This is a genomic window from Nannocystis bainbridge, from assembly GCF_028368995.1.
Lineage (GTDB): Bacteria > Myxococcota_A > Polyangia > Nannocystales > Nannocystaceae > Nannocystis > Nannocystis bainbridge.
This window is the reverse complement of record NZ_JAQNDL010000003.1, coordinates 1347353-1360026: the sequence shown is the minus strand read 5'-3', so window position 1 is coordinate 1360026 and position 12674 is coordinate 1347353. Positions and strand designations below refer to the sequence as shown.

The 12674-nt window shown below is 70.4% G+C and carries 13 protein-coding genes; 4 read left to right on the top strand and 9 right to left on the bottom strand.

Features of this window, described 5'->3' with window-relative positions; translation table 11 throughout:
- Positions 1-59: 59 nt before the first annotated feature.
- Entirely contained in the window at positions 60-476 is a 417-nt protein-coding gene (locus POL25_RS30655) for a VOC family protein (RefSeq protein ID WP_272089809.1), read from the top strand.
- 407 nt (positions 477-883) lie between these two features.
- Here the strand turns inward: POL25_RS30655 and POL25_RS30650 are convergent, their stop codons facing one another.
- Together POL25_RS30650 and POL25_RS30645 are read right to left on the bottom strand one after the other, a co-directional pair.
- The gene (locus tag POL25_RS30650; RefSeq protein WP_272089808.1) at positions 884-2134 is read right to left on the bottom strand and encodes a M56 family metallopeptidase; all 1251 of its coding nucleotides are present in this window, start codon (positions 2132-2134) and stop codon (positions 884-886) included.
- Complete coding sequence (locus POL25_RS30645) at positions 2131-2514, bottom strand: BlaI/MecI/CopY family transcriptional regulator (RefSeq protein ID WP_272089807.1); 384 nt, start codon at positions 2512-2514, stop codon at positions 2131-2133. Before POL25_RS30645 ends, POL25_RS30650 begins: the two co-directional genes overlap by 4 nt.
- A gap of 108 nt (positions 2515-2622) precedes the next feature.
- Between POL25_RS30645 and POL25_RS30640 the strand changes: the two genes are divergently transcribed.
- Positions 2623-3534, top strand: a complete 912-nt coding sequence (locus POL25_RS30640) for a hypothetical protein (RefSeq protein WP_272089806.1) — start codon at positions 2623-2625, stop codon at positions 3532-3534.
- A gap of 161 nt (positions 3535-3695) precedes the next feature.
- Here POL25_RS30640 and POL25_RS30635 read toward each other — a convergent pair whose 3' ends face one another.
- The 4 genes from POL25_RS30635 to POL25_RS30620 all read right to left on the bottom strand — a co-directional run bounded on the left by POL25_RS30635 (position 3696) and on the right by POL25_RS30620 (position 7785).
- Positions 3696-5354 (bottom strand): leucine-rich repeat domain-containing protein, encoded by a 1659-nt coding sequence (locus POL25_RS30635; protein WP_272089805.1) that lies wholly within the window; start codon positions 5352-5354, stop codon positions 3696-3698.
- A 190-nt stretch (positions 5355-5544) separates the two neighbouring features.
- Positions 5545-6204: a CoA transferase subunit B gene (locus tag POL25_RS30630; RefSeq protein WP_272089804.1), complete on the bottom strand. Its 660-nt coding sequence runs from the start codon at positions 6202-6204 to the stop codon at positions 5545-5547.
- 40 nt (positions 6205-6244) lie between these two features.
- Positions 6245-7063: a hypothetical protein gene (locus POL25_RS30625; protein ID WP_272089803.1), complete on the bottom strand. Its 819-nt coding sequence runs from the start codon at positions 7061-7063 to the stop codon at positions 6245-6247.
- A gap of 26 nt (positions 7064-7089) precedes the next feature.
- Positions 7090-7785, bottom strand: a complete 696-nt coding sequence (locus POL25_RS30620) for a CoA transferase subunit A (protein ID WP_272089802.1) — start codon at positions 7783-7785, stop codon at positions 7090-7092.
- A gap of 194 nt (positions 7786-7979) precedes the next feature.
- Here POL25_RS30620 and POL25_RS30615 point away from each other — a divergent pair, with 194 nt between their 5' ends.
- Positions 7980-8873, top strand: coding sequence for a hypothetical protein (locus POL25_RS30615; protein WP_272089801.1), 894 nt, complete (start codon positions 7980-7982; stop codon positions 8871-8873).
- 69 nt (positions 8874-8942) lie between these two features.
- Here POL25_RS30615 and POL25_RS30610 read toward each other — a convergent pair whose 3' ends face one another.
- From POL25_RS30610 to POL25_RS30600, 3 genes are all read right to left on the bottom strand, one after another.
- Positions 8943-10304 carry a hypothetical protein gene (locus tag POL25_RS30610; protein WP_272089800.1) on the bottom strand — a complete coding sequence of 454 codons (1362 nt, stop codon included), beginning with the start codon at positions 10302-10304 and terminating at the stop codon, positions 8943-8945.
- A 25-nt stretch (positions 10305-10329) separates the two neighbouring features.
- Complete coding sequence (locus POL25_RS30605; protein ID WP_272089799.1) at positions 10330-11037, bottom strand: hypothetical protein; 708 nt, start codon at positions 11035-11037, stop codon at positions 10330-10332.
- Positions 11038-11159: 122 nt separating this feature from the next.
- Complete coding sequence (locus POL25_RS30600; RefSeq protein ID WP_272089798.1) at positions 11160-11564, bottom strand: hypothetical protein; 405 nt, start codon at positions 11562-11564, stop codon at positions 11160-11162.
- A 195-nt stretch (positions 11565-11759) separates the two neighbouring features.
- Here POL25_RS30600 and POL25_RS30595 point away from each other — a divergent pair, with 195 nt between their 5' ends.
- Positions 11760-12671 (top strand): trypsin-like serine peptidase, encoded by a 912-nt coding sequence (locus POL25_RS30595; protein ID WP_272089797.1) that lies wholly within the window; start codon positions 11760-11762, stop codon positions 12669-12671.
- Positions 12672-12674 lie beyond the last annotated feature (3 nt).

The window sequence follows — 12674 nt, the reverse complement described above, 5'->3', positions numbered from 1 at the left end:
CCGATGAGTTCAGGGAAGGGCTCCGGTCTCCAGTTCAGAACCTTCAAGGAGGAACCACCATGGCAATCACCAACCCGCGCAAGCTGTTCGTCAACCTGGCCATCCGCGACCTCGAGCGCACGGTCGAATTTTTTACCAAGCTCGGGTTCACCTTCAACCCGCAGTTCACCGACGACAAGTGCACCTGCATGATCGTCAGCGAAGAGGCGTTCTTCATGCTGATGACCGAGGAGCGCTTCAGGGACTTCACGCCGCAGGGGATCTGCGACACCCGCACGCACCGCGAGGGGCTGTTCGCGCTGTCGGCCACCAGCCGCGCCGAGGTCGACCAATTGGCCGACACGGCGGTCGCGGCCGGCGGGAAGGCGATCGGCGAGCCGAAGGACTACGGGTTCATGTACTACCGCGCGTTCGCGGACCTCGACGGCCACCACTGGGAGTTGGCCTACATGGACCCGAGCCACGTGCAGGCGTGAAGCCGCCGGGCGCCCCGCGGCGCCCGACCATTGGCGACGCCGGGAGGCGCGGGTCCGCCGGGCGCCCCGCGACGTCCGGCTGATGGCGACGCCGGGAGCTCGCCGGGCGCCTCGCGGTGCCCGGCTGGTGGCGCGAGGCGGGCTCGCCGAGCCTCGAGGACATGTCCTCTCGGACATTTTCCTGGAGAAGAGTCCCGGCGAGCTCCGCGGTCGCGGCGAACGCTTCACGCCGCCGTCGCTATGGCGCATGGAGATCCGCGCGCCGCTCGACGCTCCGACTTTGCATGGCCGTCACGACATGCTCGTTACGACATGCTCTCTGCGACATGCCCGTTACGACATGTCCGATGTGACATGTCTATTTCTACATGGCCTGAAGCCTGGCCGTGACCACCGCTCCGCGGCGGTCAGCAGCCGGTGTCGATCTCCTCCTCGCCTTCGGGCGGTTCGATGAAGGGGATCGGGTAGCGATCGATGTCGCTGGGGATCGGGGTCCCGATCGGGGCCTCGCTCTCGGGCTTGGCCGCCGGCGACTCGGCCGGGGTCGGCGGGGCGACGAGCGGTTCGGCGGTGGGCCGGGTCGGCGCGGTGTCGGCCTCCTCGGTCTCGCAAGCGGCGAGGGCTCCGGCGCCGGCGAACGCGGCGAGCACGAGGGCGAGGCAGAGGCTGCGCGAGCAGGCGGGCAGCGGCAGGGTGGGGTCGACGAGGCGTTCGATGCGAGACACGAGGGTTCCTCCAGTGGCGGACAGGGCCGGACCAATCGCCGCACGATCGGCCGTGGCGAGCCGGGCGAGGGCGCGGACGTAGGGGACGAGGGCGTCGGGGCGGGCCAGCACGGCGGCGTCGCAGCAGCACTCGCGCTCGTGGCGGACCTGCCGCGACAGCCAGCGCGCGCCGGGGTGAAAGAAGAGCGCGGCCTCGACGAGGTTCTGCGCCCAGCCCCAGGCAATGTCGGCGCGGCGGACGTGGGCGAGCTCGTGGACCAGCAACCACTCGAGGTCGTCGCCGGGCCAGGCGGTCAGCGCCGCCGCCGGCAAGGCGCACAGCGGACGCCGCCAGCCGAGCACCGTGGGGACGCCGACGTCCGGCGAGATGACGAGGTCGATCGCGCCGGCGTAGTCGAGTTGACCGCGGGCCCGCGCGAGCAGGCGCTCGGCGTGGGCGCGGGGCAGGGGCCGGGCGCGCCGCCGCAGCCGCGCGAGGTGAGCGGAGGCGACGGCGAGGCCGAGCAGGCCCCAGGCGGTGCCCAGGAGCCAGGCGAGGCCGAGCCACGGGGTCGCGGGCGCGAGCGAGTAGGCGGGCGGGGCGAGGCCGGCGAGCGAGGCCGGGATGAGGCTGGAGGAGGCGGTCGCGGCGAGGCCGGCGAGCGAGTCGGAGGCGGACGCGGCGAGGCCGGCGAGCGAGTCGGAGGTAGGCGCGGCGAGGCCGGCGAGGGCGGCGGATACCGCATCGGGTTCGGCGGCGAGGCGCGGGGCGGCGGCGCACAGGACCGCGACCGCCGGGACCGCGAGCAAGGCGGCGAGGGCGACGGCGTAGCGTCGGCGCGAGCGGGCGGCGCCGAGCCGGCGCAGGGCGATCGCGGCGACCCCGGCGGCGGCGAAGCCGGCCCACGTGGCGTGCAGCATGACGACACCGAGGAAGGCGAGCGCGGCGGTCATGGCCCGTCCTTTCGCTCGAGCCGCGCCAGCAGAGCGCGCAGCTGGGCCAGCTCGTCGGCGCTGGCCGGCCGCTCCTCGAGCGCGCGCATGACGAGGCGAGACGTCGAGCCGGCGAAGGCCTTGTCGAGCAGGTCGCGCACGAGCGACCCCTGCGTCTCGGCCTCGGCCTGCGCGGGCACGTAGACGTGGCTGCGCGCGCTCTCGTCGCGGGTGACGAGCCCCTTGTCGGTCATGATCTGCAGCAGCTTGAGGACGGTGGTGTAGTTGACCGCCCGCTCGGCCTGCAGCGCCTCGAACACGGTGCGCACGGTGGCCGGCCCGGTCGACCACAACACCCGCAAGATCGAAAGCTCGGCGTCAGTCGGGCGCGGCGGTGGCATCGCTCGGGATGATGTACGAGGATCTTCGTAGTGTCAACGAAGAGCTTCGTATTTCTCGCGGGCGAAAACAACTGAGCCGTCCGGAGGGGCTCGCACGACCCTCTGCGCATGCGAGTCTCAACCCGTTTTTTGTTCGTCCTGGCCCTGTTCGGCTGTGACCCTGGCGTCCTCGATCCGATCCTCACCGGCGGAGGCAGCGGCGGCTCGATGTCGGGGCCGGCGAGCACCACCACCACCGACCCGACCCCGGACTCCACCGGCACCGCGAGCGACGGCTCGACCGGCGCCATCAGCGGTGATTCCGGCTCCACGTGCACGACCTGCGACGACCCGACCGGGGCCGTGTTCGTCGTCCCGCCGGGTCCGCCGGCCGCGTGCGACGTCTACGCCCAGGACTGCGAGAGCGGGTTCAAGTGCAGCGCCGAGGGCCCGCCTCCGCTCGACAGCGAGAGCATCGTCTGTTCATCGATCGTCGCCGAGCCGGACCAGGCCGGCGAATCGTGTCAGCAGCTGGTCCTCGGCCACCTGGGGCCCGATACCTGTGACGTCGGCCTGTTCTGCGACCACGCCGATCCGCAGACCGGCACCGGCACCTGCGCGGTGATGTGTCAGGGCAGCTCGAGTCAGCCGCTGTGCGACAGCGCGTCGGCGTGCTTCGGCTATCACGAGATCCCGCTGTGCGTGCCGCACTGCGATCCGCTGCTGCCGAGCTGCCCCGCGGGCGACACCTGCCAGTACGCCGGCGTCGATTTCGTGTGCCTGGGGGTCTCGGACTTGCCGGCCAACCAGCTGTTCGAGGGCTGCGGCGGCGACTGGCAGTGCGCGCCCGGGCTGAACTGCGTCGATGAAGACGCGGCCGTGGAGTGCATCGGCGGCGGCGACGGCCCGGGTTGCTGCTCGCCGTACTGCGCCCTGGACAACCCCGCCTGCCCGGGGGTCGGTCAGCAATGCCGGCCGTACTACGACCCGGGCGAAGCGCCGGTGGGCCTGGAGAACGTCGGCGTGTGCGCGCTGCCGTGAGCGCTGGATCGCCGGTGGCGAGCCCGAGGCTGCCGCCGCCGCGAACGACCGCGGTGCGCGTCGGTGTGATCATAATGTCTCTCAAGACATGTCTTTGAAGGCATTGGTATGACCACCGGTCGCGAGCACCTCGCTGCGGCCCGAGCTCGGCGACGCGCAGCTCAGGGCATCGGCAGGATCACGCAGCCGCCGAGCCCGCTGCACGCGTCGTCCATGTTGTCGTAGCAGAAATCGGCGGGCGGCGACTGCAGCGAGTCGTAGAGCGCCTTGGCCAGGCAGCTCGGCAGCTTCGGGTTGCCCGAGACGTCGTACGCCTGGCCGACCTCGATCAGCGCGCCGTCCTGCAGCGGCGCCAGCGTGGTCAGCAGCGGGTTCTGGCCGATGTGCAAGGAGTCCACGCTGGCCAGGTTCTCGAGCCCCTTCAGCGACGCGAGCGCGAGGTTGTCGGTGAGGACGAGGGTGCCCAGGCTCGTCAGGTCTTGCCACGCCGGCAGCGCCGCGGCCTGGGTCTGCGCGAGCGTCAACCACGATACCGACTGCAAGCTCTTCAGCGGCTCCAGCGACGCGAGCAGCGGGTTGCCGACGATCTTCACCTCGAGCGCGCTCGTGACGGCGGACAGGCCGGCGAGGGTCGCTAGCGCAGGGTTGTGGGTGATCGCCATGCTCTGGAGCTCGGCGCTGACGCCGGCGAGGCCCTGCAGGTCGGTCAGCGATTCGTTGCCGTCGATCCTGAGCTCGTGGGTCGTGGCGACGTCTTCGAGCCCTGCGAGGCCGAGCAGCGCGGCGTTGCTGCTGACGTCGAGGAGGCCGACCTCGCCCTGCAGCGGGGGCAAGGCGGTGAGCTTCGTATTGCCGACGATCATCAACGCGTGCGCCACCGACGTGCCGGCGAGCGGCGCCAGGCTCGTCAGCGCCGGGTTGCTCCGCACCTCCAGACGACTCAGCGTCGTCAGGCCCGACAGGCCGTCCAGGTCGACCAGGACCGGGTTGTGCTCGATCTCCAGGAGCGCGTCCGGCTGCACGACGACGTCCAGGCCCTTCAGGTCGACGAGCTCGGCGTTGTCCGCGAGCCGCAGGCCCGCGATCGACGTGAGCGCGGCGAGGCCGGCGAGGTCGGTCAAGCGGGTGTGCTCGAGCACGAGGTCGCCGGGCACGCTCGTCAGCGCCGTCAGGTCGAGCGACGCGAGCCCCGCCGACAGGCGCAGGTCGCCGTTCACCGTGGTCAAGGAGCCGAGGTCCAGGGTCTCCAGTTTGTTCGCGCCCCGGATCTCGAGGGGGCCGCCGACCGACACCAGCCCCGCGAGCGCGCTCCCGTCCTGCAGCTCGGGGGTCTCGGCGATATACATGGAGCCGCCGACCGACTCGAGCTTCTCCAGCCCGTGGAGGCTGACGATCTCGTGCGGGCCCTGGATCTTGAAGTAGCCGCCGATCGAGCGGATCTCGCTCAAGAACCACAGGTCGGGGCCGGTGCCTTCGACGATCCACACGTCGCCGAGGATGCAGTTCTTCCCCACCAACCGCTCCGCGCTCAGCTCGGCGACCGCGGTGACGATGCTGCCCTCGTAGCAGTCCATCGCCGGTGCATCGGTGTCTGACGTGGCGGTGTCCGTATTCGTCGTCGTCGACGCCGTGGTGCCCGCGGTGCCGCCGGTCGGCTCGTCCGTGGTCGCGGGTCCGTCGGTCCCGACCGAGGTCGTGCTCATCGACTCCGACGCGCCGGTGGTCCCGGTGGTCCCGGTGCTCGTGGCGCTGTCCTCGGCGACCGGGTCGCCGCAGGCGGACAGCAGACTCAGGGCGGCGAGCACGAGCGAACGAGCCATCGCGCCACCGTAGAGCATGACGCGCGCGGCTCGCAAACGGCCGGCGAAGCGGGGCGCGTGGACGGGGAGCGCGCTCGCAGGCCGGCGCGACGGCGGAGGCGAGCGCGCGCCGGATAACGGTCGATCCGTCAGCGGGTCGAGGGTGCGCTGGCGGCCGCGACCTTCAGCGGATGTCGCAGCGACCAGGTGCTCAGTTGACCGCGACGGTGGCCAGCTCGCCCTCGACGTGGACCTCGCAGCCGGTGCGGGCGCGGACCTCGTCGAGCGTGTGCCCGGGCGCGATCTCGGCGAGGACGAGGCCCTTCGGTCCGGTCTTGAAGTAGCCGAGGTCGGTGACGACCTCGTGGACCACGGCCTTGCCGGTGAGGGGGAGGGCGCAGGACTTGACCAGCTTGGGCTCGCCGTCCTTGTTGTTGTGCTCCATGCAGACGATGACGCGGCGGGCGCCGGCGACCAGGTCCATGGCGCCGCCCATGCCCTTGACCTTCTTGCCGGGGATCATCCAGTTGGCGAGGTCGCCGCGCTCGCTGACCTCCATGGCCCCGAGCACGCACAGGTCGATGTGGCCGCCGCGGATCATGGCGAAGCTGTCGTGGCTGCCGAAGAACGAGGCGCCGGCCTGGAAGGTGATGGTCTGCTTGCCGGCGTTGATGAGGTCGGGGTCGACCTCGTCCTCGCGCGGGAACGGACCCATGCCGAGCAGGCCGTTCTCGCTGTGGAGCACGACGTCGATCCCGGCCGGGATGTAGTTGGCGACGAGGGTCGGCATGCCGATGCCGAGGTTGACGTAGTAGCCGTCGCGAAGCTCTCGGGCGACGCGCTGGACGATCTGCTCGCGGGACAGGGGCATGGCGTGGTCTTCCGGTCGGGAGGGTAACAGGTGCGGGCGTTCAGGTTGAGAAGTCGAGCAGCAGCGGCGGCGGGTCGCCGAGCTCGGTGAGGGAGAGGCGCGGCAGGCGAGCCGCGAGCGCCTCGTCGGCGGGGTCGGGGCGGGCGCCCGGGTCGCCGGCGCGTGGGGCCTCGGCGGCGACGATGCGCGGCGAGCCGCCGCCCTCGAGCCGGGCCCACGCGCGCGCGCCGGCGGCGGTCAGCACCAGCGGGCGCTGCAACCTGTCCGCGAGGACATGTGCCGAGGGCGCGTCGCTGGCCTGGCACAGGCGCAGCACCTCGGCGGCGAAGGCGAGGGCGAGGGCGCAGTCGTAGCGGCACGGCTCGAAGGTGACGAGCCGCAGGTGCTGGCGCAGCAGCAGGTTGTTGAGGCGCCAGTCGGGCCTGGCGACGTGGGCGTCGCGGGCGGCGACGTAGTCCTCGTGGACGCTGTCGCGGTCGCCGGCGCGCAGCTTGCCGGGGCCGCGGAGGACCCGCGCGGTGAAGGCCTCGACGCAGCAGCGCGGGTAACCGAGCCGGCGCCCGAGCTCGCCGGCGTAGTAGGCCTTGTCGCGCGGCGGCAGGTGGGTGGCGAGCAGCGGGCGCTCGGCGGCGCGCACGGCCGCGGCGGCCTCGGCGTCGCGGGCGACGTAGACGAGGGTGTGCTCGTGGCGGTGGACGCCGACCGGCCCGCGCGCGGTGACGACGGCGGCGCCCATGGCCTGGAACCGGCCCGCGATCGCGCTCGCCTCGAGCGCGGTTGCGGCGATCCGGATCGCCGGCTTGAGGCCCGCGGCGAGCGCGAGCCACTCGACGTCGATGCGCTGGTGGCCGCCGTGCATCTGTCTCTTGGGACCTGGCGAAACGGTCAGGCGCTCCGGACGGTCCGGAACTCGATCGGCTTGGCGTAGCGCTCGCCCTGGATGATGCGCTGGACGTAGATGCCGGGGGTGTGCACGTGGTCGGGGTCGAGCGCGCCGGCGGGCACCAGCTCCTCGACCTCGGCGATCGTGATCTTGGCGGCGCTGGCCATCGCCTGGTTGAAGTTGTTGGCGGTGCGGCGGAACACGAGGTTGCCGTGCGTGTCGCCCTTCCACGCCTTGACGATGGCGAAGTCGGCCTTGAGCGGCGCCTCGAGCACGTACCAGCGGCCGTCGATCTCGCGCACCTCCTTGCCCTCGGCGATCGGGGTGCCGTAGCCGGTCGGCGTGTAGAAGCCGCCGATGCCGGCCCCGCCGGCGCGGATCCGTTCGGCCAGGGTGCCCTGCGGGACCAGCGTGACCTTGAGCTGGCCCGACAGGTAGAGCTTCTCGAAGGTCTTGTTCTCGCCGACGTACGAGGCGGTGATGCTGCGCACCTGCCCGGCCTCGAGCAGGATGCCGAGGCCGACGCCGTCGACGCCGCAGTTGTTGCTGACGAGGTCGATGTCGCGGATGCCCTTGCGATGGATCGCCTGGATCAAGTTCTCGGGGTTGCCGCACAGGCCGAAGCCGCCGCTCATGAGGGTGATGCCGTCACGCAGGTCGGCGACGGCCGCGTCGGCGCTGGGGTAGGTCTTGTCCATGGCGCGGCGATTGTCGGACCGTGACGGGCGCGAGGCAAGCGCGCCGACGCCGGCGCGCGTGAGCCGGCGCAGCGGGCCGCGCCGAAGCCTGCAGGCGCGCCGTAGACGGCCGCAGCTCGGCGCCGCCGCGCGCCTCGCGGGCGGTTGGCTGCGCCCGCCTGGTGGCCCTGGCGGGCTGTGGTAGAGGAGGGGCCATGGCTTCCCATACAAGGTTCTCCGGCGCCCTCGCGGCGATCTTCCTGCTCTCGCTCCCGGCCTGCGGCGACGCGACTTCGGCGACCACGGCGACGACGGTGGCGACCACCGAGTCGACCGGGCCGGCGACGGCGACCGAGGCGACGACCGACACGACGACGACCACCACGGCGACGACCGAGGCGGTGACGACGACGACAGGTCCGACGAGTTCGACCTCGACGACCTCGACGACCTCGGCGTCCGAGACTGCGACCGGCGAGACGACGGCGGTGTCGGCGACGACGGCAGACACGACCTCGACGACGGACGCGACGACGGCCGCCGAGACTTCGGAGGGCACCACCGGCGAGCCGATGGGCGCGACCTGCGAGCAGGACAGCGACTGCCAGCTCCACACCGACTGCTGCACCTGCGACGTGATCGCGGTCGGCGAGGCGCCGCCCACCTGCGACGTGCCCGAGTGCTTCGTCGACGTGTGCTCGACGCTCGACCTCGGGCCGGACCAGCCGGAGTGCCGGTTCGGCCGCTGCACGTTCCCCAAGGTGACGTGCAACCCGTTCGGGGTGACGTGCAACACGCCACCGCCGATCTGCGCCGCCGGGACGCTGCCGAGCGTCAAGGACGATTGCTGGTCGGGCCAGTGCACGCCCGTCGAGGCCTGCGACTGGGCGCCCGACTGCGCGGCGTGCGAGCTCGACAGCGATCCGCTGGTGTGTGTACTCAAGGGCCAGAAGGGCGCCTATCACGTGTGCGAGCCGAAGCCCGCGGCCTGCGGCGATGCGGCGGAGATCGACTGCGAGTGCGGCCAGGAGATCTGCGAGGCTTCGCCGCCGCACACGAAATGCAACGACCAGCCGGTCGGGATCGAATGCGAGTGCCAGTTCTGCTGAGCGCGGGTCAGCGCCGAGTCGCCCCGAACTCCACGCGCCAGGAGACCTGGCCTGCAGCCCTCGCCCTCCTCACGATCCGTCGGGATCGCCGAGCGTGGGCGTGGGCGGCTGCGGGGGCGTGACCGCCGGGGGGACGGTGGCGAGGGCCGTCCCCTGTTTCGCGTTCGAGTCTCCCTGGCCGGCCGGGAAGTGCTCGGTGACGAAGGTGATGGAGCGATCGAGGATGTGCCCCATGGCCAGACCGGACGCGAGCGCCGAGCTGGCGATGAGCTCGCGATTGGCGATGTCGAGCTTGCTGGCCACCTGATAGACGAAGATCGCCCCGAGCGGCGCGAACGCGACGGCGAGGAAATGGTCGCGGAGTCGGTTGGTCTCGTTGTCGATCTTGGCCTCCGTAATCTCGTCGAGGAGGAACCGGGTGACCATGATGCCGGCGCCGAGCGTGGCGAACATGATGACCCATACGGGAGCACCGAGCGCCGCGATCGTGCCGTCCTTGGCGGGAGCCGGGATGTCGAACATGAACAGCCAGTCCTCGCTGGCGAGCTCGCTGAAGCGACCCTTCTGGATGTACCCGAGCCCGATCGACACCAGCTCGGACTTGAGATCGCCGGAGGTGAGGGTGTGGTAGCCGCGGAGGATCACGACCGCCATCGTCGCGGCGAAGCAGGCGAGGGTGATGCGGCCGAAGATCACCATCGTCAGCACGGTCTGTTGCCAGGGGAGACGGCTGTCGAGCAGACGGACGGTGCCGATGCTCATCAGCCCGGCGGCGAAGATGGCGAACAGCAGGCGGAGCGAGTTGCCGTCCTTCTCGAGGCTGAGCCGCGAGGTGGGCTTCTTGGAGGTATCGGCGGGCAGCTCGATGGTGGCGCTGGCGAGATGCTGGGACTTCTCTTTGCATTTCTCGTCGGGTGGCCGGGTGGGCCCGTCGTTCACGGCCGCGGCGGATGTCGGCTTCTCGGCGCGGCCCTCGACCTCGTGTGTGGCGGGCGCGGGACGGCAGAGCGTTCGTCGCCGCACGCTGACGTTGATGACCTCGGGCGCCACGGTGGTCCGCAGCGGGAAGTGGAACGTGAAGCGACCGCTGACGAGCGTCTCGTGGTCGATGTGCAGCATGGCGCCGCTGCGGTCGTAGACCAGCAAGACCACCACGAACTCCTCTTCGAGCCCGGACAGCACTTGCGACGAAGCCTGGAGGAACGTCCCCGAGACCTGGTACTCGTGGATGCCATGGCGATCGAAGACGGTGTGCGTGGCGTAGAGCTCCACCTCCGGCTCGGCCCGCTGGACAGGGATGATGCACTCGAACGCCTGGCAGTCCGAGAAGCGACTGTTGACGAACCATAGTGCCCCCAGCACGAGCACGAGGATGAAGACGGGCGGCGTGCCGGCCCGGAGCAGTTCGATGACGCGAGGAGGAATCTTCATGACGTGCCGGGGGTCCGAGGGGAGGTCAGCTGAGCCCGAGCCGCTCCTTCAACGATTTCGGGAGGGTGAGGCGGTGCACCGGCGCGTATGGGTCGCGCGTGGTGCAGAAGTCCCACGTGGTGTTGAAGTAGCCCTTGTCGCCCCTGCTCTTGCCCCACGCCTGGTCGCTGTCGACCTGCCTGGCGGGGTCGCGGAAGTTGAGCGAGCCGTCGGCGTAGATCTTGATCGCGTCCCTGCGATTCTTGAGCACGCGGGCGATGAGCCGGGCGACGTCGGGCAGCAGGCCGATCACGGCGGACGCGGCGAGGCCTCCGCTGGGCAGCATCTTCACGAGCGGGAGCAGCGCGTCGACGAGCGCCTGACCCTGCCCCTCGCCCTCGAAGAGGTTCTCCAGCATCGTCGCGGTGTCACGGGACCGGCTGTGGTCGCGGATGAAGAAAGAAGTGAGCGAGATGGAGTCGAGGTCCTTGCTGGGGAAAGAGGCCAGCAGCAGGCCGTCGCCGTCGTATTGGTGGATCCGGTCGGCGCGGCCGGCGACGTTCTCGCGCTGGACGCGGAAGGCCATCGGGCTGATGTACATCTGGCAGCTGCACTCGTCGTCGTCGCCGGCCCTGCCGTCGCGCGAATCGACGCTCGCGCTGGCGAAGGTGGCGACGTATCCGTGCATCACCTCGAGGGTGGCGCGGTCGAACATGATCTCGTTGAGATAGATCTGGAGCGTGTTGTGGGCCATGACAATCCTGGGGGCGGGCCGACCGCTCCGTCGAAAGGACGGAGCCGGTCGGCCGCTTCGATGCATGAGTGACAGGCGGGTCGAAGACCGTCACGCCGGGGCGTCGATTCTTTCGCCGGGCGCTACCGATGCACGCGGACCTTCATCTTGAGCGCGATCGGTGGTTCGTCCTCGCCGAGCGTCCAGCGGTAGATCTCCGTGCTGGTGAGGGCCGGGACATCGAACGTGATCGTCGTCGTCCCGTCGCCTTCAGTCGTCCAGGTGTAGTCGCCGGGGTGCGACGGGTCTTCCCGGGGGCGCGTCATCACCTGCGAGAGCCAGTAGCCGGACTCGTCGGGGCTGAGATGGATGACGACCGTCGCCCCGGTGGGCTCGGTGGCCTCGCAGAGGTAGATCAACTCGGCGGGCCAGCCCGCGAGATGGGCTTCACCCCTCGGGGTGAAATTGAGCTCGAGCGGAGAGCCGCTCGGGGGCTGATGGGTGAGGTTGGCTCCGGTCGCATCCTTCAATAACCAAGTCGTCGCCATGATGCCGTCCTTTCGTTCACGATTCGCAGCGTTCAAAAATCGCCCCGCAGGCAGCGCGCCACGGGACCGCCGGATAGTGACGCCGGAACACCGAACCGTCACGCCGGCGGAAGCGACCCGGCGCGCGCGAAATTTGTCGCCGAGGGCGCGTGACGGTTCGGCGAACGGCCGTCACTATCCGGCCGGAGGTGAAACATGGCGGAGGAGCGATTCACGGGGGCGAGGTTCTCGCTGGAGAAGCTGATGCAGGATTATCGGGGCGGTTTGCTGCCCGAACTCGCGCCCGAGAATTTCGGGGACGTGCTCGGCCCCGCGCTGCTGAAGCATTTGATTTATCGCAACATCCATCCCATCGACGGGGACAACCCGAGCATCCCGATCGTCGGCGGTTCGTTCGCCCTGCCGCTGTCCGGCAAGTGGCCGCCCGTGCTGACGACCGCGCGATCGTGCATCGGGCCGGCGATCGCCTGCGTCGGGCGGTTCGAGCTCGCCGGCAACCCGGCCTACGAGAACCTGGGGACGGCGTGGCTGGTACGTCCTGACGTGATCGCCACGGCGGGCCACATGGGGCACTATTTCGGCGAGCTGCAGGCGCGGGGCAGGACCGAGCTATACGTCGATTTCTTGGCCGAGAAGGGTTCGACGCAGTCGCGCGAGTTCAAGGTGACGCAGCTCCTCGACATCTCCGACGCGCTTCACGTCGCGTTCCTGAAGATCGACGTGGCGCAGGGCCCCGCGGTGCCGCCCACGGGGCTGGTGAGGTTCGCCAGCGCGGTGCGGGAGGACCAGACGGTGTGCCTCATCGGCTATCCCGCCGAGAAGACGGCGTTCTACCCGAAGGACCTCATCACCAGGATCTTCGGCGAGACCTTCGACATCAAGCGGGTCGCGCCGGGCAGGCTGCTCAAGGTCGCGGACAACGAGCTGTGGCACGACTGCTCGACGCTGGGCGGGAGCTCGGGCTCGCTGATGGTCGATGCCGGCACCGGCGAGGTCGTCGGTCTCCATTATGGGGGGATATGCAGCGGGGACGGCCCGCGCTGTCAGTACAACCTGGCGGCTCCGGCTCCGGCGATCCGTGCGTTCATGAAAAGTCGGAACATTTGATGC

Excerpts from the sequence above, each read along its gene's own strand:
- POL25_RS30630 (WP_272089804.1), bottom strand. The coding sequence starts at position 6,204 with ATGCCCCTGTCCCGCGAGCAGATCGTCCAGCGCGTCGCCCGAGAGCTT.
- POL25_RS30615 (WP_272089801.1), top strand. The coding sequence starts at position 7,980 with ATGGCTTCCCATACAAGGTTCTCCGGCGCCCTCGCGGCGATCTTCCTG.
- POL25_RS30595 (WP_272089797.1), top strand. The coding sequence starts at position 11,760 with ATGGCGGAGGAGCGATTCACGGGGGCGAGGTTCTCGCTGGAGAAGCTG.
- POL25_RS30635 (WP_272089805.1), bottom strand. The coding sequence starts at position 5,354 with ATGGCTCGTTCGCTCGTGCTCGCCGCCCTGAGTCTGCTGTCCGCCTGC.
- POL25_RS30605 (WP_272089799.1), bottom strand. The coding sequence starts at position 11,037 with ATGGCCCACAACACGCTCCAGATCTATCTCAACGAGATCATGTTCGAC.
- POL25_RS30645 (WP_272089807.1), bottom strand. The coding sequence starts at position 2,514 with ATGCCACCGCCGCGCCCGACTGACGCCGAGCTTTCGATCTTGCGGGTG.
- POL25_RS30600 (WP_272089798.1), bottom strand. The coding sequence starts at position 11,564 with ATGGCGACGACTTGGTTATTGAAGGATGCGACCGGAGCCAACCTCACC.
- POL25_RS30620 (WP_272089802.1), bottom strand. The coding sequence starts at position 7,785 with ATGGACAAGACCTACCCCAGCGCCGACGCGGCCGTCGCCGACCTGCGT.
- POL25_RS30625 (WP_272089803.1), bottom strand. The coding sequence starts at position 7,063 with ATGCACGGCGGCCACCAGCGCATCGACGTCGAGTGGCTCGCGCTCGCC.
- POL25_RS30610 (WP_272089800.1), bottom strand. The coding sequence starts at position 10,304 with ATGAAGATTCCTCCTCGCGTCATCGAACTGCTCCGGGCCGGCACGCCG.
- POL25_RS30640 (WP_272089806.1), top strand. The coding sequence starts at position 2,623 with ATGCGAGTCTCAACCCGTTTTTTGTTCGTCCTGGCCCTGTTCGGCTGT.
- POL25_RS30650 (WP_272089808.1), bottom strand. The coding sequence starts at position 2,134 with ATGACCGCCGCGCTCGCCTTCCTCGGTGTCGTCATGCTGCACGCCACG.
- POL25_RS30655 (WP_272089809.1), top strand. The coding sequence starts at position 60 with ATGGCAATCACCAACCCGCGCAAGCTGTTCGTCAACCTGGCCATCCGC.